Origin of the sequence: Streptomyces vietnamensis (assembly GCF_000830005.1) — a bacterium.
GTDB lineage: Bacteria > Actinomycetota > Actinomycetes > Streptomycetales > Streptomycetaceae > Streptomyces > Streptomyces vietnamensis.
Genome location: NZ_CP010407.1, coordinates 8412808 through 8437487 on the forward strand (window position 1 = coordinate 8412808; position 24680 = coordinate 8437487).

The 24680-nt window shown below is 69.6% G+C and carries 20 protein-coding genes and 3 pseudogenes; 11 read left to right on the forward strand and 12 right to left on the reverse strand.

All coding sequences use genetic code 11. The features are described 5' to 3' along the window. Positions 1-15: 15 nt before the first annotated feature. Together SVTN_RS45910 and SVTN_RS46705 are read right to left on the reverse strand one after the other, a co-directional pair. A pseudogene (locus tag SVTN_RS45910) lies at positions 16-93 on the reverse strand (DNA-binding response regulator); the annotation flags it as partial. Positions 94-345: 252 nt separating this feature from the next. Beyond that, positions 346-474 (reverse strand): annotated as a pseudogene (locus SVTN_RS46705) (aldehyde dehydrogenase family protein); the annotation flags it as partial. Between the two features lie 29 nt (positions 475-503). Between SVTN_RS46705 and SVTN_RS46710 the strand changes: the two are divergent. The 6 genes and pseudogenes from SVTN_RS46710 to SVTN_RS37355 all read left to right on the forward strand — a co-directional run. Continuing rightward, a pseudogene (locus SVTN_RS46710) lies at positions 504-729 on the forward strand (hypothetical protein); the annotation flags it as partial. Positions 730-979: 250 nt separating this feature from the next. Beyond that, complete coding sequence (locus tag SVTN_RS37335) at positions 980-1930, forward strand: ABC transporter substrate-binding protein (protein WP_245727793.1); 951 nt, start codon at positions 980-982, stop codon at positions 1928-1930. Between the two features lie 2 nt (positions 1931-1932). After that, complete coding sequence (locus tag SVTN_RS37340) at positions 1933-2898, forward strand: amino acid ABC transporter permease (RefSeq protein ID WP_052499535.1); 966 nt, start codon at positions 1933-1935, stop codon at positions 2896-2898. Between the two features lie 8 nt (positions 2899-2906). Then, the gene (locus SVTN_RS37345; RefSeq protein ID WP_041133045.1) at positions 2907-3659 is read left to right on the forward strand and encodes an amino acid ABC transporter ATP-binding protein; all 753 of its coding nucleotides are present in this window, start codon (positions 2907-2909) and stop codon (positions 3657-3659) included. Then, complete coding sequence (locus SVTN_RS37350) at positions 3656-4870, forward strand: M20 family metallopeptidase (protein ID WP_052499536.1); 1215 nt, start codon at positions 3656-3658, stop codon at positions 4868-4870. Before SVTN_RS37345 ends, SVTN_RS37350 begins: the two co-directional genes overlap by 4 nt. A 162-nt stretch (positions 4871-5032) precedes the next feature. Then, the gene (locus SVTN_RS37355; RefSeq protein WP_041133046.1) at positions 5033-5905 is read left to right on the forward strand and encodes a MurR/RpiR family transcriptional regulator; all 873 of its coding nucleotides are present in this window, start codon (positions 5033-5035) and stop codon (positions 5903-5905) included. Positions 5906-6012: 107 nt separating this feature from the next. On the opposite strand, the gene SVTN_RS37360 is transcribed toward SVTN_RS37355, so the two are convergent. From SVTN_RS37360 to SVTN_RS37390, 7 genes are all read right to left on the reverse strand, one after another. Further along, complete coding sequence (locus SVTN_RS37360) at positions 6013-7359, reverse strand: NAD(P)/FAD-dependent oxidoreductase (protein WP_041133047.1); 1347 nt, start codon at positions 7357-7359, stop codon at positions 6013-6015. Between the two features lie 44 nt (positions 7360-7403). After that, positions 7404-8951, reverse strand: a complete 1548-nt coding sequence (locus SVTN_RS37365) for a long-chain-fatty-acid--CoA ligase (RefSeq protein WP_041133048.1) — start codon at positions 8949-8951, stop codon at positions 7404-7406. 118 nt (positions 8952-9069) lie between these two features. Beyond that, positions 9070-10533: an aldehyde dehydrogenase family protein gene (locus SVTN_RS37370; protein ID WP_041133049.1), complete on the reverse strand. Its 1464-nt coding sequence runs from the start codon at positions 10531-10533 to the stop codon at positions 9070-9072. A gap of 27 nt (positions 10534-10560) precedes the next feature. After that, a complete protein-coding gene (locus tag SVTN_RS37375) occupies positions 10561-11658 on the reverse strand; it encodes a Zn-dependent alcohol dehydrogenase (protein WP_041133050.1) in 1098 nt (365 codons plus the stop codon). 113 nt (positions 11659-11771) lie between these two features. Then, positions 11772-14105, reverse strand: a complete 2334-nt coding sequence (locus SVTN_RS37380; RefSeq protein WP_041133051.1) for an AMP-binding protein — start codon at positions 14103-14105, stop codon at positions 11772-11774. A gap of 68 nt (positions 14106-14173) precedes the next feature. Next, positions 14174-14890 carry a hypothetical protein gene (locus tag SVTN_RS37385; RefSeq protein WP_041133052.1) on the reverse strand — a complete coding sequence of 239 codons (717 nt, stop codon included), beginning with the start codon at positions 14888-14890 and terminating at the stop codon, positions 14174-14176. Between the two features lie 19 nt (positions 14891-14909). Next, positions 14910-15809, reverse strand: a complete 900-nt coding sequence (locus tag SVTN_RS37390; protein ID WP_041133053.1) for a phytanoyl-CoA dioxygenase family protein — start codon at positions 15807-15809, stop codon at positions 14910-14912. A gap of 200 nt (positions 15810-16009) precedes the next feature. Between SVTN_RS37390 and SVTN_RS37395 the strand changes: the two genes are divergently transcribed. Then, positions 16010-16603 carry a TetR/AcrR family transcriptional regulator gene (locus tag SVTN_RS37395; RefSeq protein WP_041133054.1) on the forward strand — a complete coding sequence of 198 codons (594 nt, stop codon included), beginning with the start codon at positions 16010-16012 and terminating at the stop codon, positions 16601-16603. 82 nt (positions 16604-16685) lie between these two features. On the opposite strand, the gene SVTN_RS37400 is transcribed toward SVTN_RS37395, so the two are convergent. The 3 genes from SVTN_RS37400 to SVTN_RS37410 are packed head-to-tail and all read right to left on the reverse strand — an operon-like array spanning position 16686 to position 19484. After that, a complete protein-coding gene (locus tag SVTN_RS37400; protein ID WP_041133055.1) occupies positions 16686-17459 on the reverse strand; it encodes a gamma-glutamyl-gamma-aminobutyrate hydrolase family protein in 774 nt (257 codons plus the stop codon). Continuing rightward, positions 17456-18826, reverse strand: coding sequence for a glutamine synthetase family protein (locus SVTN_RS37405; RefSeq protein ID WP_041133056.1), 1371 nt, complete (start codon positions 18824-18826; stop codon positions 17456-17458). The genes SVTN_RS37400 and SVTN_RS37405 overlap by 4 nt, the downstream gene beginning before the upstream one ends. Next, positions 18819-19484 carry a hypothetical protein gene (locus SVTN_RS37410; protein ID WP_041133057.1) on the reverse strand — a complete coding sequence of 222 codons (666 nt, stop codon included), beginning with the start codon at positions 19482-19484 and terminating at the stop codon, positions 18819-18821. The genes SVTN_RS37405 and SVTN_RS37410 overlap by 8 nt, the downstream gene beginning before the upstream one ends. A 158-nt stretch (positions 19485-19642) precedes the next feature. Here SVTN_RS37410 and SVTN_RS37415 point away from each other — a divergent pair, with 158 nt between their 5' ends. The 4 genes from SVTN_RS37415 (at position 19643) to SVTN_RS37430 (ending at position 24571) form a co-directional block, all read left to right on the forward strand. Continuing rightward, entirely contained in the window at positions 19643-20614 is a 972-nt protein-coding gene (locus tag SVTN_RS37415) for an alpha/beta hydrolase (protein WP_041133058.1), read from the forward strand. A 197-nt stretch (positions 20615-20811) separates the two neighbouring features. Further along, positions 20812-22476 (forward strand): flavin-containing monooxygenase, encoded by a 1665-nt coding sequence (locus SVTN_RS37420; protein ID WP_041133059.1) that lies wholly within the window; start codon positions 20812-20814, stop codon positions 22474-22476. Beyond that, positions 22473-22853, forward strand: coding sequence for a hotdog domain-containing protein (locus SVTN_RS37425; RefSeq protein ID WP_041133060.1), 381 nt, complete (start codon positions 22473-22475; stop codon positions 22851-22853). Before SVTN_RS37420 ends, SVTN_RS37425 begins: the two co-directional genes overlap by 4 nt. Before the next feature lie 248 nt (positions 22854-23101). Further along, positions 23102-24571, forward strand: coding sequence for an MFS transporter (locus tag SVTN_RS37430; RefSeq protein ID WP_041133061.1), 1470 nt, complete (start codon positions 23102-23104; stop codon positions 24569-24571). The last annotated feature ends 109 nt before the right edge of the window (positions 24572-24680 follow it).

Here is a 24680-nt window from a genome sequence, read left to right on the forward strand (position 1 = left end):
GGGGCGTCCCTGCAGCTCGATCAGCCCCACTCGGATTGCGTAGCGGGTGACTTCGAGGCGGTTGCGTATGCCCAGCTTCTGGAAGAGGTCGGCGAGAGGCTGCGGCCACGTGGCGGGGTCGTCGACGTCGACGATGAGCAGGGGGCGGGGGTTCGTGGTCATGACTGCCAGTGTGAAGTGGCGTGCTTCAGCGGCCAACTCCATTACGGAAGCCGGTCTGTCGGACTGTCCGGAGCCAAGGACGCCATCGGCCGCTGCTGCGTGACATGCCGCCTCCGCAACACCGCCTCGTGGCTCGCGGTCTCGGCTGCCTCAGCGCCTCCTGGCACGTCTCACCGAAGACGCTCAGAAGAACCCGAGCTTCTTCGGCGAGTAGCTGACCAGCAGGTTCTTGGTCTGCTGGTAGTGCTCCAGCATCATCTTGTGGGTCTCCCGGCCGATGCCCGACTGCTTGTAGCCCCCGAAAGCGCTATGTACGGAGTTCGATCGAACTCCGTAAGTAGTTCGTGAACCAGTCGCCGCGGGATCTGCTGCCGGTGCGGCGGATCGCCGAGCGGTTGTGTGAGGTGATCGCGCCTGAGGTGTGGGTGATCGCCGGCGGGTCGTTTCCCAAGTGCGGCACCGCTTCCGTGGGCCCCCGGCAGTCTTGCGGTGCCGGTGATCGTGGCGGACGCCGGTTACGGCCGAAGCGTGGGTTTCCGGCTCGCTTTGGAGGAACGCGGCTGGTCCTGAAGAGCAGACCCAGAACCTGCCGAAACGCTGCTGGCAAGACCAACCGGGACAGATCGCACCTGGCTGGCGTTTGCGCAGGCCAGGGGTGCTCCTGAGGAAGACCTGCACACCGTCTGGGGACCGGTCCCATGGCAGAGACTTGTTAGTAATAAGCATTACATCTAGCCATCGTGAACGTTGATGTGTAACTTCTGCAACGTCGGCGGAGGTGATTCCGCTTGCTTCGGACGTCCGAGAGGGAACGACGTTGACGTACATCTCTGTGCCCCGCCGCGGGGCGACTGCCGTGCTGGCCTGCACGGCTCTGGCGGTGGTCTCCGGCTGCGGCGCGAGCGATACCGGCGGTGGTGGGCCGGCGGCCGGGGGCAGGGTCGCCGGGGTCACGGTCACGCGGGACGCGGCCCTCCACGAGGCCCTGCCCGAGCAGATCAAGAAGGCGGGCACCGTGCGCGTGGCCACGGACGTCCCCTACCCCCCGTTCGCGATGTTCGTCACCGAGGGGAAGAGCGAACTGACCGGCCTGGACTACGACCTCGGCCAGGCCCTGGGCGCGAAGCTCGGCGTCAGGTTCGCCTTCACCCCGACGAAGTTCGACGGCATCGTGCCCGCCCTCCAGGCCGGCAAGTTCGACGCCGCGATGTCGGCGCTGACCGACAACAAGGAGCGGCAGAAGGTCGTCGACTTCGTCGACTACTCGCGCTCCGGCTCGGGCATCCTGGTGGCCGAGGGCAACCCGGCGAAGATCAGCACGCTGGACGACCTCTGCGGCAGGAAGGTCGGCGTCCAGGCGGCGACCAACCAGTACAAGCTGCTCGACGCCCACCAGTCCACATGCCGGGCCGCCGGCCGGAAGCCGGCCGACATCCAGACCTTCCCCAAGGACTCCGACGCCCAACTCGCCCTGCGCTCCGGCAAGGTGATCGCGGAGGTCGTCACCAAGCCCGCCGCCGGCTGGTCGGCCAAGACCGCCGACGGCGGCAAGGCCTTCGACCTGGCCGAGGACCCCGAGGCGCCGGCCGGCTACCGCGCCTCGCCCAACGGCATCGCGGTCAGCAGACGACTCCCGCAACTGACCGAAGCGATCAGGCGGGCGCTCCAGGCGCTGATCGACGACGGCACCCTCACCAAGATCTGCGACAAGTACGGCGTCGCCTCCATCGCCGTGAAGGAAGCCACCAAGAACGCGGCGGTGGACTAGAGATGACCACCACCACCCACGTGGGCACACCGCACACCGGCGAGACCCTCGCACCCGACGCCTTCGAGATCGTCCCCGTCCGCCACTGGGGCCGATGGGTCTCCGCGGTGGCCGCCGTCGCCGCGCTGGCCGGCCTCGTCGGCTCGCTCGCGAAGAACGGCAACCTGCACTGGGACGTCGTCGGCCACTACCTGTTCGCCGGGCTCATCTTCGACGGCCTGGCCACCACCCTGTGGCTGACCGCCGCCGCGATGACCCTCGGCCTCGTCCTCGGCACCCTCGTCGCCGTCATGCGGCTCTCCGACAACCCGGTCCTGTACGGCCTCTCGTCGCTGTTCGTCTGGGTCTTCCGCGGCACCCCCCTGCTCGTACAGATCATCTTCTGGGGCTACGCCGGAGCCCTCTACCAGCACGTGATGATCGGCATCCCGTTCACCGGCGTCACCTTCTTCCAGGCCGACACCAACACCCTGCTCACCCCGTCCGTCGCGGCCCTGCTCGCGCTCGGCCTGAACGAGGCCGCGTACGCCTCCGAGATCGTCCGCGCCGGGATCCGGTCTGTCGACCCGGGGCAGACCGAGGCGGCCCACTCGCTCGGCATGCGCCCCGCACTCACCATGCGGCGGATCGTGCTGCCCCAGGCGATGCGGGTGATCATCCCGCCGCTGGGCAACGAGACGATCAACATGCTCAAGATGACCGCCCTCGTGTCGGTGATCGCGGCGCACGACCTGATGTCCAACATCCAGGACGTGTACGGGCAGAACTACCAGGTTATCCCGATGCTCGTGGTGGCATCGCTCTGGTACCTGGCTCTGGTCAGCGTCTTGGGCGTCCCGCAGGCCTGGCTCGAACGCCGCTACGGGCGCGGCACGGCCCGTAGCGCGGAGATCTCCCCCCTGCGACGCCTGTGCGCCGGACCCCTCACCGCCCTGCGCGGCCGCACACAGAAGGAGGAGGGCCGTTGAACGCGCCCATGGTGCACGCCGAGGGCGTGCGCAAGCACTTCGGGAAGCTCCAGGTCCTCAAGGGCATCGACCTGACGGTCGAACGCGGCCAGGTGTGCTGCCTCCTGGGGCCCTCCGGGTCCGGCAAGTCCACGTTCCTGCGGTGCATCAACCATCTGGAGAAGATCGACGGAGGACGCCTCTCCGTCGACGGCGAACCGGTCGGCCACCGGCCGCAGGGCACTCGCCTCCACGAGTTGCGTGAGCGCGAGGTCGCCGCCCGGCGGCGCGACATCGGCATGGTGTTCCAGCGGTTCAACCTCTTCCCGCACATGACCGCCCTGGAGAACGTCATGGAGGCCCCCGTCAAGGTCGCCGGCGCCACCCGCGACCGGGCCCGCGACGAGGCGAGGGCCCTGCTCGACCAGGTGGGGCTCGCCGACCGGGAGGGCCACTACCCGGCCGAGCTCTCGGGCGGCCAGCAGCAGCGCGTCGCCATCGCCCGCGCCCTCGCCATGAAACCGAAACTGATGCTGTTCGACGAGCCGACGTCGGCGCTCGACCCCGAACTCGTCGGCGACGTCCTCGACGTCATGCGCCGGCTCGCCGACGACGGCATGACCATGGTCGTCGTCACGCACGAGATCGGCTTCGCCCGCGAAGTCGCCGACCTGGCCGTCTTCATGGACGAAGGCGTCGTCGTCGAATCCGGTGACCCCCGACGGGTCCTGGCCGAACCGGAGCAGGAACGCACCCGCGCCTTCCTGTCGAAGGTCCTGTGAGCGCCCCGCCCCGGCAGCGGCCCCTCGACGAAGCGCTGCTGTCCCTGTCCCACGCACACCAGGCCCGGTACCTCGAAGACCTGGCCGAACTCGTCGCGATCGACTCCGGCTCGTACAGCGCCGACGGCGTCAACCGGGTCGCCGACCTGGTCCGGGCCCACCTGGAGCGGCTGGACTTCTCCGTGGAACGCGTCCCGCTGCCGCCGGCCCACGGACACCGCACCGGAGACGTGCTCATCGGCCGCAAAGAAGGTCGCCTCGCCGTCGCCGACGGTGGCCGCAGACTCCTGCTCGCCGCGCACATGGACACTGTCTTCGACGACGGGGCCGCCGCCGAACGCCCCTTCTCCCTCAGCGGATCCCTCGCCCACGGACCTGGCGTCAGCGACGACAAGGGAGGCCTGGTCGCGGGCCTCGCCGCCCTCGAGATCCTCGCCTCGGCCGGCATCGAGGACTACGCGGAACTCGTCTTCCTCGCCACACCCGACGAGGAGATCGGCTCACCCGCCAGCAGGCCGGTCACCCGGCGGGCGGCCGAAGGGGCGCACTACGCCCTCGCCCTCGAATGCGCCCGGGAGAACGGCGACCTGGTCATCGCGCGCAAGGGTGTGGCCGACTTCAGGGTCACCGTCACCGGCCGCGCCGCACACGCGGGCATCGAACCCGAACGCGGAGCGAACGCGGCACTGGCCGCCGCCCACCTCGTCATCGCGATCCAAGCGCTGAACGGCACGTGGGAGGGCGTCACCCTCAACGTGGGCGTCGTGCGCGCGGGCAGCCGCTTCAACATCGTCTGCCCCGACGCGGAACTCCTCGTCGAGATCCGCTCGGCCACGGACAGCGGCATGCGCGCGGCCACCGTCGCCCTCGAGGAGGCCGCCTCGTGGTGCGTCGTCCCCGGCACCCGCGCCACCGTCGAGGAACTCGCGTCCTGCCCGCCGATGGAGGACACTGCCGCCTCCCGCAGGATGTTCGCCCGGGCCCAGGACATCGGCGTACGCCTGGGGCTGACCTTCGGCGCCACGGCGACGGGCGGCGTGGGGGACGCCAACACCATCGCCGGCACAGGGGTTCCGACGCTGGACGGTCTGGGACCGGTCGGCGGCGCCGACCACACCCCCGAGGAGTGGCTCGACGTCAGTACGGTCCCGGCCAGGGTCGCCCTGCTCGCCTCCCTCATCGCCGACCTCGGCGACGGCCGCAGCGACTGACGCTGCCCCCGACGCTCCCGCACCGGTTCACCGCGCCGTTGCCCGGTGCGGGAGCACCCGTCGTCGCCCCGGGGCGCGGCGGCCGCGATCGCGGCCCCGACGATCGGCATTAGGCTCGGCACGCGGGCGCACGCCTGCCGACGAACGAGAAAGGAACCCGCGATGGCCTCCGGCGCACTCGCCGACGTGATCCGGCACAAGCTGGGCGATCTCAGCCCGGCCGAGCGCAAGGTCGCCCGCGTCCTCCTGGCCAACTACCCCTCCGCCGGCTTCGAGACCGTCGCCGTCCTCGCCGAACGGGCGGGCGTCAGCGCCCCCACCGTCATCCGCTTCGTCAACCGGCTCGGCTACCGGGGCTTCCCCGACTTCCAGACCGCCCTGCGCGAGGAACTCGACGAGCGCAACGCCTCGCCGTTGTCCCTGTACGAATCCGCCGACCGCACCCGCACCGACGAGGCACCGGACGGCGAAGCATCCCTTCTCGAGCAGGGCAGCAGACTGTTCAGCTCCGCCGTCGCGCAGACCCTCACCGAACTCCCGCCGCACGACCTGGAACACGCCGTCTCGCTCCTGGCCGACGGCAAACGGCGCATCACCCTGGCCGGCGGCCGCTTCACCCATCTCCTCGCCCAGTACCTCGGACTGCACCTCATGCAGTTGCGCGGCGACATCCGGCTCCTGCCCGCGGGCGACGTCGAGCGGACCGCGGCACTCGGTGCGCTCACGCGCCGCGACGTCCTGGTCGTCTTCGACTACCGCCGCTACGAGCAGGACAAGGTCACCATGGCCCAACTCGCCCTGGAACAGGGCGCGAAGGTCGTCCTGTTCACCGACCGATGGCTGTCCCCGGTCTCCGCGCACGCCGAGGTCGTGCTGACCAGCCTGGTCACGACGCCGTCGCCGTACGACAGTCTGGTGCCCACCCTCGCGGTGGTCGAGACCGTCGTCGCCGGGGTCGTCGCGGCGCTCGGCGAGGACGCGCCCGCGCGTCTGCGGCACACCGAGGAGATCGCGCGGCGTATCGGTCTGCAGTGACCCGGCGTATCGGGCTGCAGTGACCCGGGGCATCGGCTCGCGGTGAACGGACGGCGCCGGCAGACGTGAACGAGCCTGCCCGAGGCCCCTCTGCCCCAGGGGCCCGGTCAGTTCACCGGGGCCGCGCCGCGTCGAGCGTTTCGCCGGCTTCCGTTGATCCGGTCGTTGAACCGGTCGACGGCCCAGATGGTCCGCAGCCCTGGAGCACCCATCATCACGGGGCGTCCGAACTTGGGCTTCTTCACCCAGAGAGCCTTCAGATCCTCGTGCTGTTCTCCGTCCACGATGTGGTCGGCGATGAGCGAGCCGAGGTACGGCGCCTGGGCCAAGCCGTGGCCGTTGCAGGCGACCGAGTAGAAGACGTTGTCCTCGATGGTGCCGGCGAGTGGAAGCCATGACGTCGTGATCCCGATCCAGCCGCCCCAGGCTCGAGCGGCTGCGACGTCGGCCAGCGCGGGGAAGCGGGTCTCGAAGCCGCGTGCGAGGTCGGCGACGACTGCCTCGTCCGGCTTCCTCAGAGGAAGCGGGTAGCTCTTCCCGCGTTGGATCCGACGGACGCCGAACACGATCGTGTTGCGCGAGGTGAGCCGGTAGTTCTCCATGAAGTTGTGCTGGGTGACCACCCCCGACCGGCTGCTCCAGCCGAGCGCGGCCAGGCGCGCGGGATCGATGGGCTCGGTCTCCACCTCGGTGACCCAGATGGGCACGGACAGTCGCTTCGGAGTGATCGCCAGCTCGCCGCCGAAGGCGTTCGTCGCGAGCACGAGTTTGTTCGCGCGCACCTCACCGCCGGATGTCCTGACGGCGATGCGATCGCCGTCCCGCGTGATGTCGGTGACCCTCGTCCGTTCGAAGACCCGGGCACTCGACGAGAGGACGGCGCGGCGGATGCCCAGGCTGAACTTGCCGGGGTTCATCATCCCGCCGACGGACTCGCGAAAACCGCCGAGGAATCCGCGGGGGATGCCCAGCTCCGCACTCGTGCCGAGTTCGACCTTCCCGCCGGCCTTCTGCAGGATCTTGGCCACGCGACGCACGCGGCCCATCTGCCCACGGGAAACCGCGGCGCAGACGTTGCCGGTGGCCTCGTAGTCGCAATCGATGTCCAGCCGTTCGATCAGGTGCTCCACGAAGTGCGCGGAGTTCTCGGCGAACCGGACGATGCCGGGAAGCTTCCTGGGGTAGAGGATGTTCAGGAACTGGATGTCGCCGCCCGGGGCACCCGCGACCTGTCCGGCATTGCGCGAGGCGGAGCCGTGGCCGCAGAACTCGGCCTCCAGCAGCACCACGTCCTGGCCGCGCTCCGCCAGCCGCAGCGCCGTCGACATCCCTGCCAGGCCGCCGCCCACGACCGCCACCTCACAGGTGACGTCCTCTTCCAGGGCGGACTGGACGTCGCCGGGCGGGTCGACCCATCCACTGAAGGTGGTGTACTCGACGTTGTCCGTCTTCATCTCATGGTTCCTTGCTTCGTGTGGTACGCGGCAGCGGCTCGGCTTCAGGCCAGCCGGCGCTTGAGGATCTTTCCGCTGCCGGTCATCGGCAGGCTCGACACGATCTCGACGATGCGGGGGTACTTGTAGGAGGCCATCCGTTCCTTGCCCCAGGCGACGAGCTCGTCGGCGGTGAGGGCGGCGTCCTTCTCGAGGATCACGAAAGCCTTGATCTCCTCGCCGTGGCTGTCGTGCGGGATGCCGATGACCGCCGCGAGGCTCACCGCGGGATGGGTGTGGAGCACCTCCTCGATCTCGCGGGGGTAGACGTTGAAACCGCCGCGGATGATGAGGTCCTTGGCCCGGTCGACGATGTAGTAGAAACCGTCCTCGTCGCGTCGTGCGAGGTCCCCGGTGCGGAACCATCCGTCGCGGATCGCCTCGGCCGTCGCCTCAGGGCGGTTGTAGTAGCCCTTCATGACGTTGTGGCCCCTGATCGCGATCTCGCCGACTTCCCCGGCCTCGGTGACCTCCGTCCAGTCCGGTCGGATCAGCTTCAGCTCCACACCCCAGATCGGGATGCCGATCGAGCCCGGTCGGGACTCGAGCCGGGGGTCGCTGAACGTGGCGACGGGCGATGTCTCGGACAGTCCGTACCCTTCGAGCACGGTGACGCCGAGGCGCTGCTCGACCCGGTTGATGATCTCGACCGGCAGGGCCGCCCCACCGGAGATGCCGATCCGTAGGTTGCCGGCGATCCGACGGACGTCGACGTCGTCGGTGAGGGCGTTGAGCAGCCCCCACCACATGGTCGGGACACCCGCGAAGAACGTGATGACCTCGCGGCTCATGAGTTCGACCACCTCACGGGCGGCGAAGCGCGGCACGAGGTGCAGGGTCGCCGCGACCGAGAACCCCGCGTGCATCTGCACCGTCGCGCCGAAGGTGTGGAACAGGGGAAGGCACACCGCGTGGCTGTCGGTGGCCGGTTCGTTGCGGAACAACCGGTTGTTGGCCAGTACGTTCATCATCGTGTTCGCGTGGGAGAGTTCGGCGCCCTTGGCCTGTCCCGTCGTTCCCGACGTGTAGAGGATGACCGCGGTGTCGGTCGGCTCCCTGACCACCGACTCGAACACGGTGCTCATGCCGGCGAGTGCCTGACCGAGCGTCTCGGTACCGGCGATCGGGCTGGGGGCCTCCTGGTCGGCGGTGATGACGAAGAAGTGCTCGACCGTTCCGGCCTCTTCGTATCCGGCATGGCCCTCCGCGGCCATGGCCAGCTCCGGGGTTCCCTCGAAGCAGAAGTACGCCGAGACGTCCGCGTCGTCCAGGTGGTAGGCGATCTCGCGGCCCTTGAGCAGGACGTTGAGCGGGACCACGACCGCACCCGCCTTGAGCACGCCGTAGTAGACGATGGGGAAGGAGGGCAGGTTGGGGCAGCTGAGGGCGACCTTGTCGCCGGGCCGGATGCCCCGGGACACCAGCAGGTTGGCGACCTGGTTCGCCGCCGCGTCGACCTGGCGGTAGGTCAGCCGGGTCGGGCCGAGCACGAGGGCGTCCCGGTCCGGGAACGTACGGGCGGAGTCTTCGAGGAGGATCGAGAGGTTCAGCAAGGTGGTTCTCCAGCGGCTCTGGGTTCGGTCAGCGGGTGGTCTCGACGGATGAGTCGAAGACGTCAGCTCTCGGCCGCTGCGTCCTCCACCCGCGTCCCGGACACGACAGCGGCGCGTTTCACAAGGGAAGGTCCGGCGAGTCGACTCCGACCACCCGGTCGCCGCAGAACACGCGCACCGACTCGGCGGGGCCGTGCCCGCCGATGCCGGACGGTCCCCAGAAGCTCTGCGCGGAATCGTCGCCGAGGTCGGCGACCTTGGCGCCGTTGACCCGCACCTCGCCGGACAGCACGCGCGAGCCGACCTCGATCGCGCGCTCCGTGTCGCCGCCGAACACATAGGCGTCGAGTCCCGAGGGGTGGGCGTTCGCGAGGCGCAGCGCCTCCTCGTCGGAGTCGACGGCGTGCAGGGACACCACGGGACCGAACAGCTCGGCGGTGGCCTTCGCCGGGTCGGCCCCGGCGGCGACGGTCGGCGAGAGGAAGAACCCGTCGAGCTCGGGCAGCCGGGCCGGTCCGTGGACGCTCGCTCCCAGGGCGCGCAGTCCTTCGATCCGGCTCTCCAGCGTCGCGAAGTGCGGTGCGTTCGAGATCGGGCCGAGCTCGGTGCCCTCGTCGAGCGAGTGACCGATCACGACCTTGGAGATGCGCTCGGTCAGCGCTTCGAGCAGCGGCCCCACCAGGCTCCGGTGGGCGAGGACCTTGCCCGGTCCCTCGCACCACTGGCCGTTCAGCTTGGTCATGCCCTCGAAGATCCCGTCGGCGGCGACCTCGACGTCGGCGTCGTCCAGGACGAGCGCGGGGTTGTTGCCGCCGAGCTCCAGCTGGAGGACCTTGAAGTCCTCCGCGGCGGCCCGGGCGATCGCCCGGCCGGCGGCCGGACCACCGGTGAACGACAGCACCTTGACGCGCGGGTCACCGCTCAGTGCGGCACCCACGTCGCCCCGGCCGTGCACGAGCTGCAGCGCACCGCTGGGCAGCCCGGCTTCGACGAAGCACTCGACGACGATCTGCGCGCTGCCCGGGGCGTGCTCCGACGGCTTCAGGATCACCGGGCAGCCCGCCGCGACCGCGCTCACGACCTTCGCCGCGGGGATGAAGCTCGGGCCGTTCCACGGGGTGAGGATCGCGGCCGGCCCCCACGGGACCTTGTAGAGGCGGACATCGCGGCCGCCCGCCGCCAGAGCGCGTACGCGGGGGATGTTCAGCAGGTCCGCCGCCGTCGCCCGTATCCTGGCGGGCAGGAACGCCGCCACCTTCCGGGTGACGCCGATCGGCACACCGCTGGTCAGGGAATCCGTACGGGCGATGTCCTCGGCCCGGGTCTCGATGAGCGCGGCGACGCGTTCGAGCACGTCGGCACGCTCCTGGCGGGCCTCGTCGTCCCACCGGCCGACGCCGTACACGCGCTCGGCGTGCCGCAGCGCCCGTTCGATGTCTTCGGAGCCGGTCGTGACCGTGCGGTGCACCGGTTCCCGGGTGTTGGGGTCGACGTTCCATTCGCCCCGGATCGTCTCGCAGTCGCTCCAGGCGTCCGCGATGTAGTTCACCGGCTGGGGGATCGTCGTCTCGCCGCTCGACATGTGAGTCACCTCTGCATCCGTTGTGGGTCAGGCCTGGAGATCGACGACGACGCGCGTCACGTCACCGCTGCGCATCGCCTTGAAGCCCTCGTTGATCTCGCCGAACGGGATGACCTGCGTGACCATCTCGTCGAGCAGCAGCCGCCCCTGCTGGTAGAGGCGCGCGAGCTGGACGATGTCCTGGCGCACCTGACCCGATCCCATGTACGAGCCGATGAGGCGCTTCTCGCCGAAGAAGAAGTCCGACGCGGGCACCTTGAGCTCGGTGCCCTCCGGGGCGATGCCCACCAGGCACGCGGTGCCGGTCGCCCGCACCACCGAGAGTGCCGTGGCCGCGGTGCGCGCCGAGCCGACGGCCTCGAACGCGTAGTCGACCCCGTCGCCCAGCAGCTTCCGGACCTCCGCGGCGACGTCCTCGGCGCCCCCGTTCACGACGTGCGTCGCGCCGTAGCCGCGCGCGGCCTCGAGCCGCGCCTCGTCCAGGTCGATCGCGACGACGGCCGAGGCCCCCGCCAGTCTGGCTCCCTGGACGATGGCCGACCCGACGCCGCCGCAGCCGATCACCGCCACCGTGCTTCCCGGACGCACCCGGGCACCGCGGAAGACGGCGCCGACGCCGGTGATGACACAGCACGCCAGGAGACATCCCACGTGCAGCGGGACCGCGTCGTCCAGCTTCACCAGCGCGTTCTCCCGCATGAGGGTGTGCCGCGAGAACGCGCCGACGTCGCCGAGCCGCTCGACCGGCTTGCCGTCCGCCAGCCGGAACGCGGGACGCGGGCGACGACGGACCTCCGCCACGCGCTGACACTGCGTCGACCGGCCGGCCTCACAGTTGGCGCACCGGCCGCACGACGGCGTCAGCGCCCCGACCACGCGGTCGCCGACACGCAGTCCGGTCACCGCGGAGCCGGTCGCCTCGACCACACCGGCCACCTCGTGACCCACCACCACCGGCAGGTCGGTCGGCACCGTGCCGGTCATGTAGTGCAGGTCGCTGTGGCACAGGCCCACGTGCGAGACCGCGACGCGCACCTCGTCGGGCTCGGGATCGTCCACCTGGATCGTGGTCATCTCGAGCGGTTCGTTCACCGCGGTGAGCACCGCGGCCTCCGTGTCGATCACGTCTTCTCCTCTGTCGTTCCTTGCGGAAGGGGCCGTACCGACCCGTTTCTTACGGAAGGGGCCGTACCGACCCGTTTCTTACGGAAGGGGCCGTACCGACCCCCTGTCCGGAGCTACTTGCCGGTGCCCTTCGCGGTCCAGAAGCCTTCGACGCCCGCCCTGAACACCCCGCTCTCCCAGGTCTCCCGCGCGGCGGCGTCCTCACGGGCGAAGGCCTGCTCGATCTCGTCGAGCCGCGGCCGCAGGAGCGCCAGGTGGAGCGCCGTCGTGTTGTTGTCCGGCGTCCACTCGACGACCAGGTCGACCGCGCGGTCGACGAGTTCGCCGGGCGCGACGATCTCGTCCAGGAGGCCGATCCGCAGGGCCTCCTCGGCGCCGATCCGCGGCGAGCCGAGGACCATGCGCATCGCGTGGTTCCGGACGATCCGGGCCAGCAGCAGGCTCGACGCGTTCGAGATCGTGATGCCCCGGCCGTTCTCCGGCTGGTAGTACTCCGCCGCCGGACTTCCGATCCGTGCGTCGCAGCAGAGGGTGATCTCCGAGGCACCGCCCACCGCGAGACCGTTCACAGCCGCGATGACGGGGACCCGTGTCTCCACGACGGCGCGGGTGATGTCGTGGAAGGTCTCGAACGCCTCCCGCATCTCCTCGTACGAGGTGGGCGGCGCCTGGAGGTCCTCGCCGGCCGAGAACGCCCGGCCCTCACCCGTGAGCACGATGCCGCGCACGTTCTCGCCGGACCCGAACTTCCTTATGAGGTAGGCGAGTCGCCGTCGCGTGGCGACGTCCATGGCGTTCAGCTTCTCCGGGCGGCGCAGGGTCAGCACCGCCACGCCCCGTACGACGTCGACGTCGAGGACGCCCGCAGACGATGCGGCGGGCGCGCCCGCAGAGCCGCGCCGGTCGCCCAGGTCGAAGGTGACGCCGGGCTCGGCCGCGGCGCGGGCCTTGAGCGCCAGCTTGGACACGCGCTCGGACGGCGTCCGCGGGAAGTCGGTGACGAACTCGACATAGCGCGGCACCTTGAAACGGGCGAGCTGTCGGCCGGCCCGGTCGACGAGCCGCGCGGCGGTCGTACGGTCGGCCGGCACCCCGGCGGCGAGTTGGACGAAGGCCTTGACCTCTTCGCCGAAGGTCTCGTCGGGTTCGGCGACGACGGCGGCGGCCACGACCTCCCCGTCACGTTCGAGAGCGGCCTCGACCTCGGCGCTCGCGATGTTCTCGCCGCCACGACGCACCATGTCCTTGATGCGACCGACCAGCTGAATGCCCCCGTCCGGCCGGCGGACGACGACGTCGCCGGTGTGCAGCCAGCCGTCCCGCAGCACGCGGGCGGTGTCCTCCGGACGGTTCCAGTAGCCGAGCATCATCGGCCTGCCCGAGACGATCAGCTCACCGGGCTCGCCCTCGGGCAGATCGACTCCCTGCGGATCGACCACCCGGACCCGCTTCGTCGGCACCGGAAACCCCAGGCTCCCGCTCCCCACGGAGTCCGCGTCGTCGACGGAGGCGAACAGGTCGACGCCGGTCTCGGTCATGCCGTAGATCTCCCGCCACGGCGCGCCCCAGCGCTCCTCCAGCTGCGCGTGGATCCCGACCGGGACGCCCGAACAGAGCACCAGGCGCAGCCGGTTGTCCAGGTCGTCGGGGTGCGGCGGTTGCTTGAAGAGCAGCGTCGGCATGGATCCGAGCACGTAGAAGAAGGTGGCGCGGTGGCGGCGGACGTCGGCGAAGAAGCCCGACGCGGAGAACCGGGGCAGCACGACCAGCGGGGCCCCGATCGTCAGGGCGAGCGCGGTGTTCCACTGCGGGTCCATGTAGGAGAACGGCTGAGCGGTGAGCAGGACGTCGTCGGACCCGAGGCCGGTCACCGCGGCGCAGGTCCAGCCCAGCCGCACCCAGTAGTCGTGGGTGAGCATGCACGCCTTGGGGAAGCCGGTGGTGCCCGAGGTGTACTGCAGGTTCGCCAGGGTCCCGGCGGTGGGGCGCACCGCCGGAGCGGTCGCCGGGAAGGGCGCGGACCCGTCGGCGGCGACGTCGACGACGCGCAGGTCCGCCAGATCGGTCTCGGTGTCGGCGACTTCCTTCAGGAGACCTGCCCGCTCGTGATCGGTGAACACGACCCGGGCTCCCGAATCCCGCAGGAGGAAGGTGAGATCGGCCCGCTTGTACGAGGAGTTGACCGGTACCGCCACGGCGCCGGCCTTCAGCGCGGAGAGCCACACGACCGGCCAGTGCACGATGTTCGGGAGCATGATCGCGACACGGTCGCCGGGTTGGACGCCGTCCACCTCGATCAGCCGGTGCGCCAGCCTGGAGGTCCAGGCGTCGATCTCGGCGAAGGTCCAGGACTCGTCGCCGAAGCGCAGGAACTCCCGATCGGGTGATCGCCGCGCGCGCTCGGCCAGCAACCCGGTCAGCGTCGCGACGGACGGGTCCGCTCCCATCTGCTCGGGCCTGACGGTCGGCTGCGGACGGAGAGGGGCCGCGTCTCCCTCTCGCTGAGGCGTTTCCTTCACGACCACGACTGCTCCCCGGCCCCGGCAGGGCTCTGCTCGCGTCGGTTCGGCTCCGCGTCGACCGACTCGTTGTGCCTGTGCAGGGCGCGGTAGGCGAAGTAGTAGGTGAACATCTGGAATCCCCAGGTGCTCAGCGCGCCGATGTAGAAGAGGGTGTGCGCGGCGTCGTCGCCCGGAACGTGGACGAAGTCGTACGTCCAGGCGATGACGCATGCGGCGGCGGTCGCCAGGCTCACGCCGAGGGCCGTTCCCTTCGCGCCGATCGCCCAGAGCCGCTTCGCGAAGTGGATCAGGAACAGGGTGGTCAGAACGTTGACCACGATGAGGAAGATCGCGACTCCTACGCCGATCCGCTCACTGAAGAACAGCAGGAAGAGTCCGACCGCGGCGGCGAAGACGAACACCCCGACGTCCGTCCCCACGGACGGCCTGTACCGGTGCGTCACCTGCATCAGGCCCATGACGAGGATCAGTGTGATGCCGACCGACCGGGAGAACTGGTCGAAGAAGTACGCGACGGTGTACATGGGACTCGTCTCGTCGGCGCCCAGGAGCGCGTAGACGAGGAAGTTCGACCCGGAGGTGGCGACGATGATCCATTCGAGGCCGAGAAGGTAGTTCTTGAAATTCCGGATGAATTTCCACCCGAAAGTGAATCCGACGACGATCATCCAGACGTCGGCGAGCAGGAAAAGCAGGTCTCTGAGTGCCATTTTTCCTCCTTGATCCTCGTCAGAGCGTGGTGGGCAGGCCGGCGTCGAGGGAGGTGTAGTCGTCGCGCTTGAGCAGGTCCATGGGGTCGGACATCTGGCCGGCGACCTCGGCCCAGCCGAGGTAGTGCTCCGACGACCAGTCGAGGGCTCGCTGGATCTCTTCCGGGAGCTTCCGGATCTGCTCCAGGTTGTACGCGAGGAAGTGGTTCTCCTCGGTCCGCAGGAAGGCGAGGTCCCAGCCCATCGAAAGCCCGAAGCGATGGGTGTCCGTGGTCGTGTTCTCGCCGCCGCCGTGATAGGTCGATCCGATCCAGATGAGCGCGGAACCCGCCTTCATCTCGGTGGGGATCGCCTCCTCGCGCCGGGGCGCCCGGTGGTCGTCCCAGAGGTGCGACCCGGGGATCACCAGCGTTCCGCCGTTCTCGGCGGTGAAGTCGCTGACCGCGACCATGATCTGGACCCGGGCTTCACGCCGGTATTCCGGGTGCCGCCACAGCCAGACGGAGTCGTCGCGGTGAAGCGGCTGCGCGCCCTGGCCGGGGCCGATCTTGATGGCCATCGTGCCGCCGATGTGCATTCCCGCGGGGTGCGGCACCGCTTCTTCTCCGAAGAAGACGTTGAGTGGCTTGTTGAGGATGAGCTCGGCGACTCGGTGGTACAGCGGGTTCAGCGCCACGGTGACCATGTGCTCGGTCTTCGCGAACAGGCCGCTCGCCCGGCGGGTGCGGTTGCCGGCGAACACCTCGTCGTGGCCCGTGTCCACCGCGTCGAGCACGGGGTCCAGATCGGCCCTGAGGCCCTGGACCGTCGCCTCGTCGAAGAGCCCTTCGACGATCACCCCGCCGTCTCGCAGGATGATCTCGACCGCCTCTTCGGGGGACGTGTCGGCGGTGATGCGGGCGAGTGCTGGGTTCGACATGGCTGTTCCTCCAGTCGATGCCGGTGACGGCATCGGGTCTTCGTGAGGGGATGAGGGTCATGCTGGTTCATCTTGGTCATGCGATCAAGTCATCCGACCAAGTATTTCGGTCGGGGCTGTGGAGTCCGTCGATGTGGACAAACCGCCTGGTAGCCTGGGTGTCGACTTGATCAAACGTCCAACTTCGACAGGGGGCAGATGTGGCACGCGTACCGGCGGCCGAGCGACGCAACGACCTGGTGAACGCCGCCATCCAAGTGATCGCGAGCCACGGCGTCGACGGTGCGACGACCCGCCGTATCGCCGAGCGGGCGAACGCCCCGCTGGCCACGCTGCACTACTGCTTCCAGACCAAGGAGCTGCTGTTCGCGGCCGTCTTCGAGAGGCTGACGGAGCGGTACCGCGAGGTTCTGATCGAGAACGACGTGCACGGCGACCTCGTCACGACCGCGCGTGCGATCCTCCGCGGACTCCTGAACTGGTATCTCGAGTCCGACTCGGAATTCGCGTCCGCGAGCTTCGAGCTGATCAGCTGGGCACAGCGTCAGGAAGAACACCCGGCGGTGACCGTCTACAACGAGGCGTTCAACGTCGTGCGGTCGATCCTCGCGCGAGCCGCCGCCGGCCAGGACGTCACGCCCGAGACGATCGACCAGATCGGCTATGTCCTCGGTACCCTGACGGACGGCTTCGTCGTGAACTGGCTGACGTACGCCGACCAGTCCCGAGCCGCCGAGCAGGCAGAGGTCGTCGTCGACGTGTTCGATGCGTGGCTGGCCTCGAAGCTCGCCTGATCACGGACTTCGTACGGTCCCCGACCGGACCCGAGCGGCGTCTGCCCGCCGGAGACGCGCTGACGCGCTCGGGTCGGCCCCGTCACAGGCGTTTGACGGATTCCTCGACGATCCACGTCATCGTCGGATCGTCGCTCTCCATCCATTCCGGGTGCCACTGGACTCCCAGAACCGGTGCGTCCGGAAGTTCCACCGCCTCGACCACGCCGTCGGTCGTCCGGCCCGTGACGACGAGCCCCGTGCCGCAGCGATCGACGGCCTGGTGGTGCCACGAGTTGGTGACGGCCCGCTCTCCGAACAGTCCCGCCACGATCGAGCCGGCCTCGAAGGTCACGACGTGATCGTCCGTGCCGTCGGTGAGCGCGGCCTCCTGCGACAGGTGCCGCACCTCGCCGGGCGGAAGGTCGGCGACGAGCGTGCCGCCGAGCGCGACGTTGAGGACCTGCATGCCCCGGCACACGGCGAGCACCGGGATCCCCCGGTCGAGCGCGGCACGGACGAGCGCGAGCTCGTACCCGTCCCGCTCGACGTCGTGGACCATCGGGTTCGTCCGCGGGTCGACGTCGCGGACCACGGAGGGGTCTCCTCCCCAGCACGCCGGATGCAGGTCCTGCCCGCCGGTGACGACGACGCCTGCCAGCCAGAGGCAGACCGCCTCCGGATCCGTCTCGTACGCGAGGTGTACGGGGAGGCCGCCGGCCCGCGCGATCCGGATCGCGTAGTCGGACATGTAGCTGTCGGCGCAGCGGTCGCCGTACCGGCGGTCCGCACCCTTGATGAGGTCCAGCCGGATCCGGCGGCCGGTGACGCCGATCAGCGGCCGCGCCGCGGTCGGCGCGTCGCCCGTCGTGCTCACGGCAGTTCGAAGTATCGGGCGGACTCCCACTCGGAGAGTTCGGAGAACGGGTCCCCGCCCGCGGTGTGGAACTGCATCCACTCCCACCGGCGCGATCCGACCCAGTAGTCCACGAAATCGGCACCGAGGAGGTCGCGAAGGACCGGGTCCGCCTCGAGCGCGGCGGCGGCCTTCGTGATGGTGTCCGGCAGCCGGGTGATCTCCCCGGGCGGCATGCACCACGCCATCTCGCTGACCGGCTCCGGCGGTTCGATCTTGCGCTCCAGGCCCGCGACCACGCCGGCCAGCACGCCGGCGAGCGCGAGGTACAGGTTCGCGTCGGCGCCGGGGACCCGGTACTCCAGGCGGGAGTACGACGGGTGCCCGCACACCGCCCGGATCGCGGTGGTCTTGTTGCTGACGCCCCAGGTGGCGGTGACCGGCGGGCCGCTGAGGTCCACCAGGCGCCGGTACGAGGTGATCTGCGGGAGCACGATCGAGGTGTTGCCCTCGATCGTCGCGAGCAGACCGCCCACGGCATGGCGCATGGCCTCCGACGGCCCCTCCTCCGCGTAGAACGCGTTGACGCCGTCGCGCTGGAGGGACAGATTGATGTGCGAGGCCTGCCCGTAGCCCGCGGTGGGCTTGGCCATGAAGGTGACCGTGTGGCCGAGGTCGAACGCGACCTCGCGCATGATCTGGCGGGTCCGCGCCCAGGCGTCGCAGACCGTGATCGGGTCGCCGGGCGCCAGGTTGATCTCGATCTGGCCGGCGGCGTCCTCGTCGCTCCACGCCTCCCACTCGATGCCGACCGCGTAGAGCCGGTCGGCGACGGCGTTCATGTAGCCGGTCCAGTCCTTGGACTTCGCCAGGTGGTAGGCCGTACCCGCGCTCCCGCCGAGCGGGGTCAGGTCGCGGTAACCGCGTGCGCGCGCCTGGTGGATGGACTCCTCGAAGACGGTCGCCTCGATCTCGACGGCGACGGTCGCGGTGAAGCCGAGCGAGGAGAGCCGGTCGACCATCTTCTTCGTCAGGTTGCGCGGACAGAGGGGGACCGGCGTGCCGTCCTTCAGCCAGTAGTCGCCGATCACGGCGTCGAGGCCCGGCTCCCACTCGACCAGGGTCGACATGTCGGGGCGGAAGTAGACGTCGTCCAGATGCCCGCGCCAGTCGGGATAGGCGAAGCCGAAGGCCGGGGCGTTGCCGAGGTCGAGGCCGAACAGGAGGTCGGCGAAGGCGAATCCCGAGTCCACGCCCGAGGCGAACTTCTTCGGCGTCAGGGTCTTGCCGAGGAACGAGCCGTCGTGGTTCGTCGCCTCGATCCGGACGGTCCGATTCGTGGCGTCGGGGGTGTCAACTCCCTTGGCGGATCGGGTGAGTTCAGACATCGTAACGAACCTTCCAGGAAGCGCCGACCATGACCGACAGCTGGGAGAGGGTGCCCTGGATCCCCAGCACACCCGTGGAGAGAACGGCGAGGAGGTCGTCGGCTCCGGAGAACACGCCGGCGAGCGTCTCGGGGGCTCCGGCGATGAGGTAATGGGTCGTGCCCTCGCCGAGCACGACCTGCTCCAGGCCTTCGGGGCCTTCGGTGACCGCGATGAGCACGTCCGGAATCCCCGGTACGGAGCGTGCGGCGGTCCAGAAGTGCTCGGCGGCCGTCCGCCAGTCCGGCACCGGCGGCGACAGCGCGAGCAGCGCGTCCGCGGCGAGCTCGGCGTCGCCCGACGGGGCGCCGGCGGGTGCGAACCGGGCGTTCAGGTCGACGGTGATCGTGGCATCGGGTTCGACGGGGACTCCGCTCGAGACCTCGACGACGCCTCCGGTGAAGGCGATCGTCGCCGCCTGCGGCGTCTCGTGGGACCGGATCGCCACCGTGGCGGCCGGCTTCCGCAGCGCCTGGAGCGCATGGCCCGCGCGGGCGGAATCCCGCAGGGTGCGGCCGATCAGCCGGACGAGGGGAGTCGCATCGTCCTCGATCCTTACGTCGACCTCTGTGGCCGTGGCTGCGCCGGACACCGCAGGGGCCGTAGTGGTTTCGGTCATCCTCCAGTCCTTTCGACTTCGGGAGATCACGCGCGCCGCGAATCGGCTGCTTCGGATCTCGGATGGACCGTGATCATCATGGTCAAGTGACTAGATCAGGTGACTAGGATGGTGGGGTACAGGCCGCGACCTGTCAATGACTTCGGGGAGGCCCCATCGTGAATGAAGTGAATCCCTCGTACTGGAACCGGCTGGACGCCGATGCGCGGTACGCGGCGCAGGTCATCGCCGGAACCCTCAAGAAGCCCGTACGGGAACTGGGTGCGGAGGCGGCGCGGAAGCTCCTGGCGACCCCGCCGGCGGAGCAGCCGATCACCCCTCTCGACCGGGTCGAACGCCTGACCCTGCCGGCCCGCTCCGGCGAGCTCCGTGCACGCCTCTACCACCCGGACGACGCGCCGCCGTCCGCCGGACCGCGCCCGGCGCTGGTCTATCTGCACGGTGGCGGCTTCGTCCTCGGCACCCTCGACGGAGTGGACGAGGTCTGCCGTGCGATCGCCGCCCGATCCGGGTGGGCGGTGTTCTCCCTGGAGTACCGACTCGCGCCGGAGAATCCCTATCCGGCCGCGCTCGACGACTGTCTCGACGCGTTCGCCTGGTTGCGCCGAGCGGCTTCCGGGCTCGGCGTCGATCCGCACATGATCGCTGTCGGGGGAGATTCCGCCGGCGGCAACCTCGCTGCCGCGCTGTGCCTCAAGCTCCGGGACCTCGGGCTCGCCCGCCCCGTGTCCCAGGTGCTCGTCTACCCCGCCGTCGACGGTGCGTTCGCCACCCCGTCCTGGACGGAGTTCGCCGACGCACCCCTGTTGACCAGCGCGGATGCCCGCTGGTTCTGGGAGCAGTACCTCGGCCCGGACCATGGGGGAGCGGTCGATCACTACGCGGCCCCGATGCGTGCCGAATCGCTGCGGGATCTCCCTCCGGCGCTCGTTCTCACCGCCGAGGTCGACCCGCTTCGCGACGACGCCGAGGCGTACGCCGAGAGGCTGCGGCGCGACGGAGTGGACGTCACGGTGACCCGCTGTGCCGGTGTCTTCCACGGCTTCTTCACCGAGGTGGGCGTGTTCGCCAGGACGGACGAGGCGATCTCGCAGGTGGCGCGCCACCTGCGAGGCGTCGCCGGCTCCTGAGTGCGCGCAGCCGGGGCGAACCGACGCGCACCCGACTGTTGACGGCACTCGAGCACATGGCTAGATTCCGTTGGTCATACGACTAAGTCGTTTGACCATGACTTGCGCTCCGATGCGCCGAGGGCGAACGGCCCCCGCCGAGGCGAAGCCCTGACGGCCAGATGTCATCCGCATTTCGACTATCCGAAGGCACACGCATGACTGAGACCGCTCCACCCACCGCACCCGTCGTCGACCTCCTCTGTGTCGGTGCGGGATTCTCAGGCCTCTACGCGGCCTACAAGGCCGTCGAGAAGGGCTGGACATTCGCAGGATTCGAGCTCGCGCCCGATGTCGGCGGCACCTGGTTCTGGAACACGTACCCCGGCGCCCGGTGCGACGTCGAGAGCGTCTACTACTCCTACTCGTTCAGTCAGGAGCTTCTGCAGGAATGGACGTGGAGCGAGCGCTTCGCTCCGCAGGCCGAGATCCTGAGCTACATCAACCACGTCGCGGACCGCTTCGACCTGCGCAGGCACTTCAGCTTCAACACCCAGGTGACGTCCGCGACCTGGCTCCCGGACGAGCGGCTCTGGGAGGTGGCCCTCGGCTCCGGCGAGACCCGGCGGGGCCGCCATCTGCTCGCCGCCTCGGGCGGTCTCTCGACGCCCAAGGACTTCGACGTGCCGGGCCTGGAGAACTTCACCGGGACCACGGTCTCGACGAGCCGGTGGAACATTCCGCTGAGCGACCTGGCGGGCAAGCGCGTCGCCGTGATCGGCACCGGGTCGTCCGCGGTGCAGTGCATCCCGCTCATCGCCGAGGTCGCCGAGCACCTCACCGTGTTCCAGCGCACCCCCAACTACGTGTTCCCCGCCCGGAACGCCCCGCTGTCGGCGGACTACGTCGACGAGATCAAGAGCAACTACACGGCGATCCGTGAGGAGTGCCGCCACTCGCTCGGTGGCATCCCGGACCGCATCCCGGACGCCGCGGCGTTCGACGTCTCCGACGAGGAACGGCGTGAGCGTTACGAACGGGCCTATGTGCGCAGCGGATTCAACGGCGTCGGCGGCGAGTTCTCCGATCTGCTGACCGACGCGAGGGCCAACGAGACCGCGGCGGAGTTCGTGCGCGAGAAGATCCGCCAGATCGTCCACGACCCGAAGACCGCCGCCGTCCTCGAACCCCGCTTCCACCCGCTCGGCGCCAAGCGCAGCTGTTTCGGCACCGACTACTACGAGACCTTCAACCGGCCCGACGTCTCGGTGGTCTCCCTGCGCGACGAGCCGATCGACACCATGACGAGCGACAGCATCGTCACGAGGGGCGGCTCCTACGAGGTCGACGCCATCGTGCTGGCGATCGGGTTCGACGCCTTCACCGGCCCGCTGTTCGCACTGAACGTCTCCACCCCGGAGGCCGGCAGGCTGCAGGACGCGTGGAGCGACGGAGTCCGGACGTACCTGGGCGTCATGGCCGCCGGGTTCCCCAACTTCTTCATGATCGCCGGACCTCAGAGCCCCGCGCTCGCGAGCAACGTCGTGGTCACGATCGAGCAGGCCGTCGACTGGATCACCGATCTGATCGGGCACGCCAAGGCCGTGGGGGCCGACGTCATCGAGCCGACGGCCGAAGCCCAGGACGACTGGGTGAAGATCACCGAGGACACGGTGAACCAGACGCTCTACGCGACCGCCGACTCCTGGTACCGGGGTTCGAACGTGGCCGGCAAGCCGGCGACCTTTCTCGGTTACGTGGGCGGTGTCGGCAAGTACCGCCGGATGTGTACCGAACTCGCCAAGCGCGGCTACCCGGGCATCGAGCTCGACGGCGAGACCGTCGGCCGCCGCCTCGGCCGCATCGACAGGGAGATCGCATGAAGGTCGTGCACCAGCGCTACGTCGCCCATTCCGAGGCGCACTACGCGGGGAACCTCGTCGACGGGGCCTTCGGGCTGAAGCTCTTCGGAGACGCCGGAACGCACCTGGCGATCACCATCGACGGCCACGAGAGCCTGTTCGCCGGGTACGGGTCGGTCGAGTTCCTCGCCCCGGTCCGCGGCGGCGACGTGGTCGAGGCCGAGGCGCGCCTGGCGTCGAAGGGAAGGCGCAGCCGGACCGTCGACTTCGAGCTGCGGATCATCTGCAGGTCCGTCGACGACAGCGGCCGGGCCGAGGTGCTGGCGGAGCCCATCGTGGCCACTCGGGCGCGGGGGACGGCCGTCGTGCCGGCCGACGCCGCGACGACGGCACCGTGACCGTCGGGGACGGCGGCGGTCGGCGCCGGCGGTCCGAGACGCACCACGACACGTAGCCGGTCACGGCGGCGTGAAGCAGTTCACGGCGGTGGGCCCGACGGTCCACCGCCGCACCGGTAGAGGCCGTCCGGGCATCGCCGGGACCCGGTCCCGACCGGGCGGCCGTCCGTGCGTACGGCCCGCCGATCACGGCGGCAGGCCGTACCGATGCATGCGTGGTCCCGCAAACGATCACTTCGGAGACTGACATGACTGAGATCAATGAACCGGTCGGCCTGGCAGGGGAGTTGAGGCCGCGCAGTGCGCCGCGGAGAGGGGCGCTCATCGCAGTCGGCGCCCTGCTCGTCATCCTGACCAACGCGATCATGTTCATCCTGCCCCCGCTCCTGCCGATCATCCAGGCGCAGTACGGACTCACCACCGTGTCCGCCGTCATGTGGATCTTCACTCTGCTCACGCTGGGAGGGGGCGCGGGCTACATCCTGCTTCCGCGACTCGCCGACGTGTCCGGCGATCGCAACGCGTCCGTGTTCGCCTCCGGGTGTCTTGCCGTCGGAGCGCTCGTCCCCGCCGTGGGCGACTCGTACCCGGCCCTGCTCATGGGGTCCACGATCATGGGCTTCGGCAGTGCGGCCCAACTGCTGCCCCTGGGCTTCCTGCGGCGGAACCTGGGGGAGGAGGGGATCATCACGGCGGTCCGCGTCCTGGTCGTCGCGTCAGGAGTCGGAATTGTCGTGGGCATGATCGGTGGCGGGCTCATTGTCGAGACCCTGTCCCTGCGTACGTTCTTCTGCATCCTCGCCGCGGCGTGCGTGGCGACCACGATCGCCTCGTTCGCGGCCATCCCCCATGTCCCGCCGGCGGAGTCCGGCGGTCGCATCGGCCTGCTCGGCACGGTGTGGCTGATCGCCTGGGTCGGGGCCGTGCTGCTGACTCTGACACAGGGCCTGGTGTGGGGAGGCGCGGCCGTCATCCCGTTGATCGCCGGTGTCGTCGGTGGAGTCCTGTGGGTGCGTGTCGAGCGGAAGTCCTCGGCCGCGGTGTTCGACGTGGTGCTGCTGAAGTCGCCCCTCGTCACCGTGGCGTGTCTGTCGATGGCGGTGTTCGGTGCCGTGAACGCGGCCTTCCTGTTGCTGCTCAGCACGTACAGCCAGGTCGTTCCCTCCTCCCTCCCGCCCGGGGAGGCGTACGGTCTCGGGCGCACCGCGCTGCAGACGGGCTGGCTCATGGTGCCTTTCGCGGTGATGTTCGTGGTGGGCGGCAAGGTGGTCGACCGTCTGGCCGCCAAGGGGCACGGTGCTTCCGTGCTCGTGACGGGGGCGCTCCTCAGCGCCGTGGGACTCGCCTGGCTCGCGCCGGCCCACGACCGCCCGTGGCACTATCTCGTGGGCGCCGGTGTGATCGGCCTCGGGTGCAGCATGGGATACGCGGCCGGTTTCGGCATCGCCCAGATGGCGGTGCCCGAGGAGAAGGCCGGAATGGCCGCCGGCGTGGCCGGCACCGCCATGGCGATCGGCATCGCATTCGGATCAGCACTGATCACCGGCGTGCTGAGCGCCTCGGTCGTCTCCGTTCCCGGAACGGAGGTCGAGGTCGCCGAGAAGAGCCTCTACGGCACGAGCTACTGGATCTCGGTCGGCCTGGCCCTGCTGATCGTGGTCGCCGTGCTCGTCTCGCGAGCGCGCAACGGCCGGCGCGTGCCCGCCGCGGCGTCCTGAACCGACCGCGATTCCCGATGGAGGTGTCGGAGTGTCGACGGGCGATCCGCCGGCACCTCCACGAGGTCGGCGTCGAACGCCGGCGGACACGTCGGGAGGGGAACGGTTC

Excerpts from the sequence above, each read along its gene's own strand:
- SVTN_RS37425 (WP_041133060.1), top strand. The coding sequence starts at position 22,473 with ATGAAGGTCGTGCACCAGCGCTACGTCGCCCATTCCGAGGCGCACTAC.
- SVTN_RS37355 (WP_041133046.1), top strand. The coding sequence starts at position 5,033 with ATGGCCTCCGGCGCACTCGCCGACGTGATCCGGCACAAGCTGGGCGAT.
- SVTN_RS37380 (WP_041133051.1), bottom strand. The coding sequence starts at position 14,105 with ATGGGAGCGGACCCGTCCGTCGCGACGCTGACCGGGTTGCTGGCCGAG.
- SVTN_RS37360 (WP_041133047.1), bottom strand. The coding sequence starts at position 7,359 with ATGAAGACGGACAACGTCGAGTACACCACCTTCAGTGGATGGGTCGAC.
- SVTN_RS37370 (WP_041133049.1), bottom strand. The coding sequence starts at position 10,533 with ATGTCGAGCGGCGAGACGACGATCCCCCAGCCGGTGAACTACATCGCG.
- SVTN_RS37390 (WP_041133053.1), bottom strand. The coding sequence starts at position 15,809 with ATGTCGAACCCAGCACTCGCCCGCATCACCGCCGACACGTCCCCCGAA.
- SVTN_RS37345 (WP_041133045.1), top strand. The coding sequence starts at position 2,907 with ATGGTGCACGCCGAGGGCGTGCGCAAGCACTTCGGGAAGCTCCAGGTC.
- SVTN_RS37405 (WP_041133056.1), bottom strand. The coding sequence starts at position 18,826 with ATGTCTGAACTCACCCGATCCGCCAAGGGAGTTGACACCCCCGACGCC.
- SVTN_RS37385 (WP_041133052.1), bottom strand. The coding sequence starts at position 14,890 with ATGGCACTCAGAGACCTGCTTTTCCTGCTCGCCGACGTCTGGATGATC.
- SVTN_RS37410 (WP_041133057.1), bottom strand. The coding sequence starts at position 19,484 with ATGACCGAAACCACTACGGCCCCTGCGGTGTCCGGCGCAGCCACGGCC.
- SVTN_RS37430 (WP_041133061.1), top strand. The coding sequence starts at position 23,102 with ATGACTGAGATCAATGAACCGGTCGGCCTGGCAGGGGAGTTGAGGCCG.
- SVTN_RS37420 (WP_041133059.1), top strand. The coding sequence starts at position 20,812 with ATGACTGAGACCGCTCCACCCACCGCACCCGTCGTCGACCTCCTCTGT.
- SVTN_RS37340 (WP_052499535.1), top strand. The coding sequence starts at position 1,933 with ATGACCACCACCACCCACGTGGGCACACCGCACACCGGCGAGACCCTC.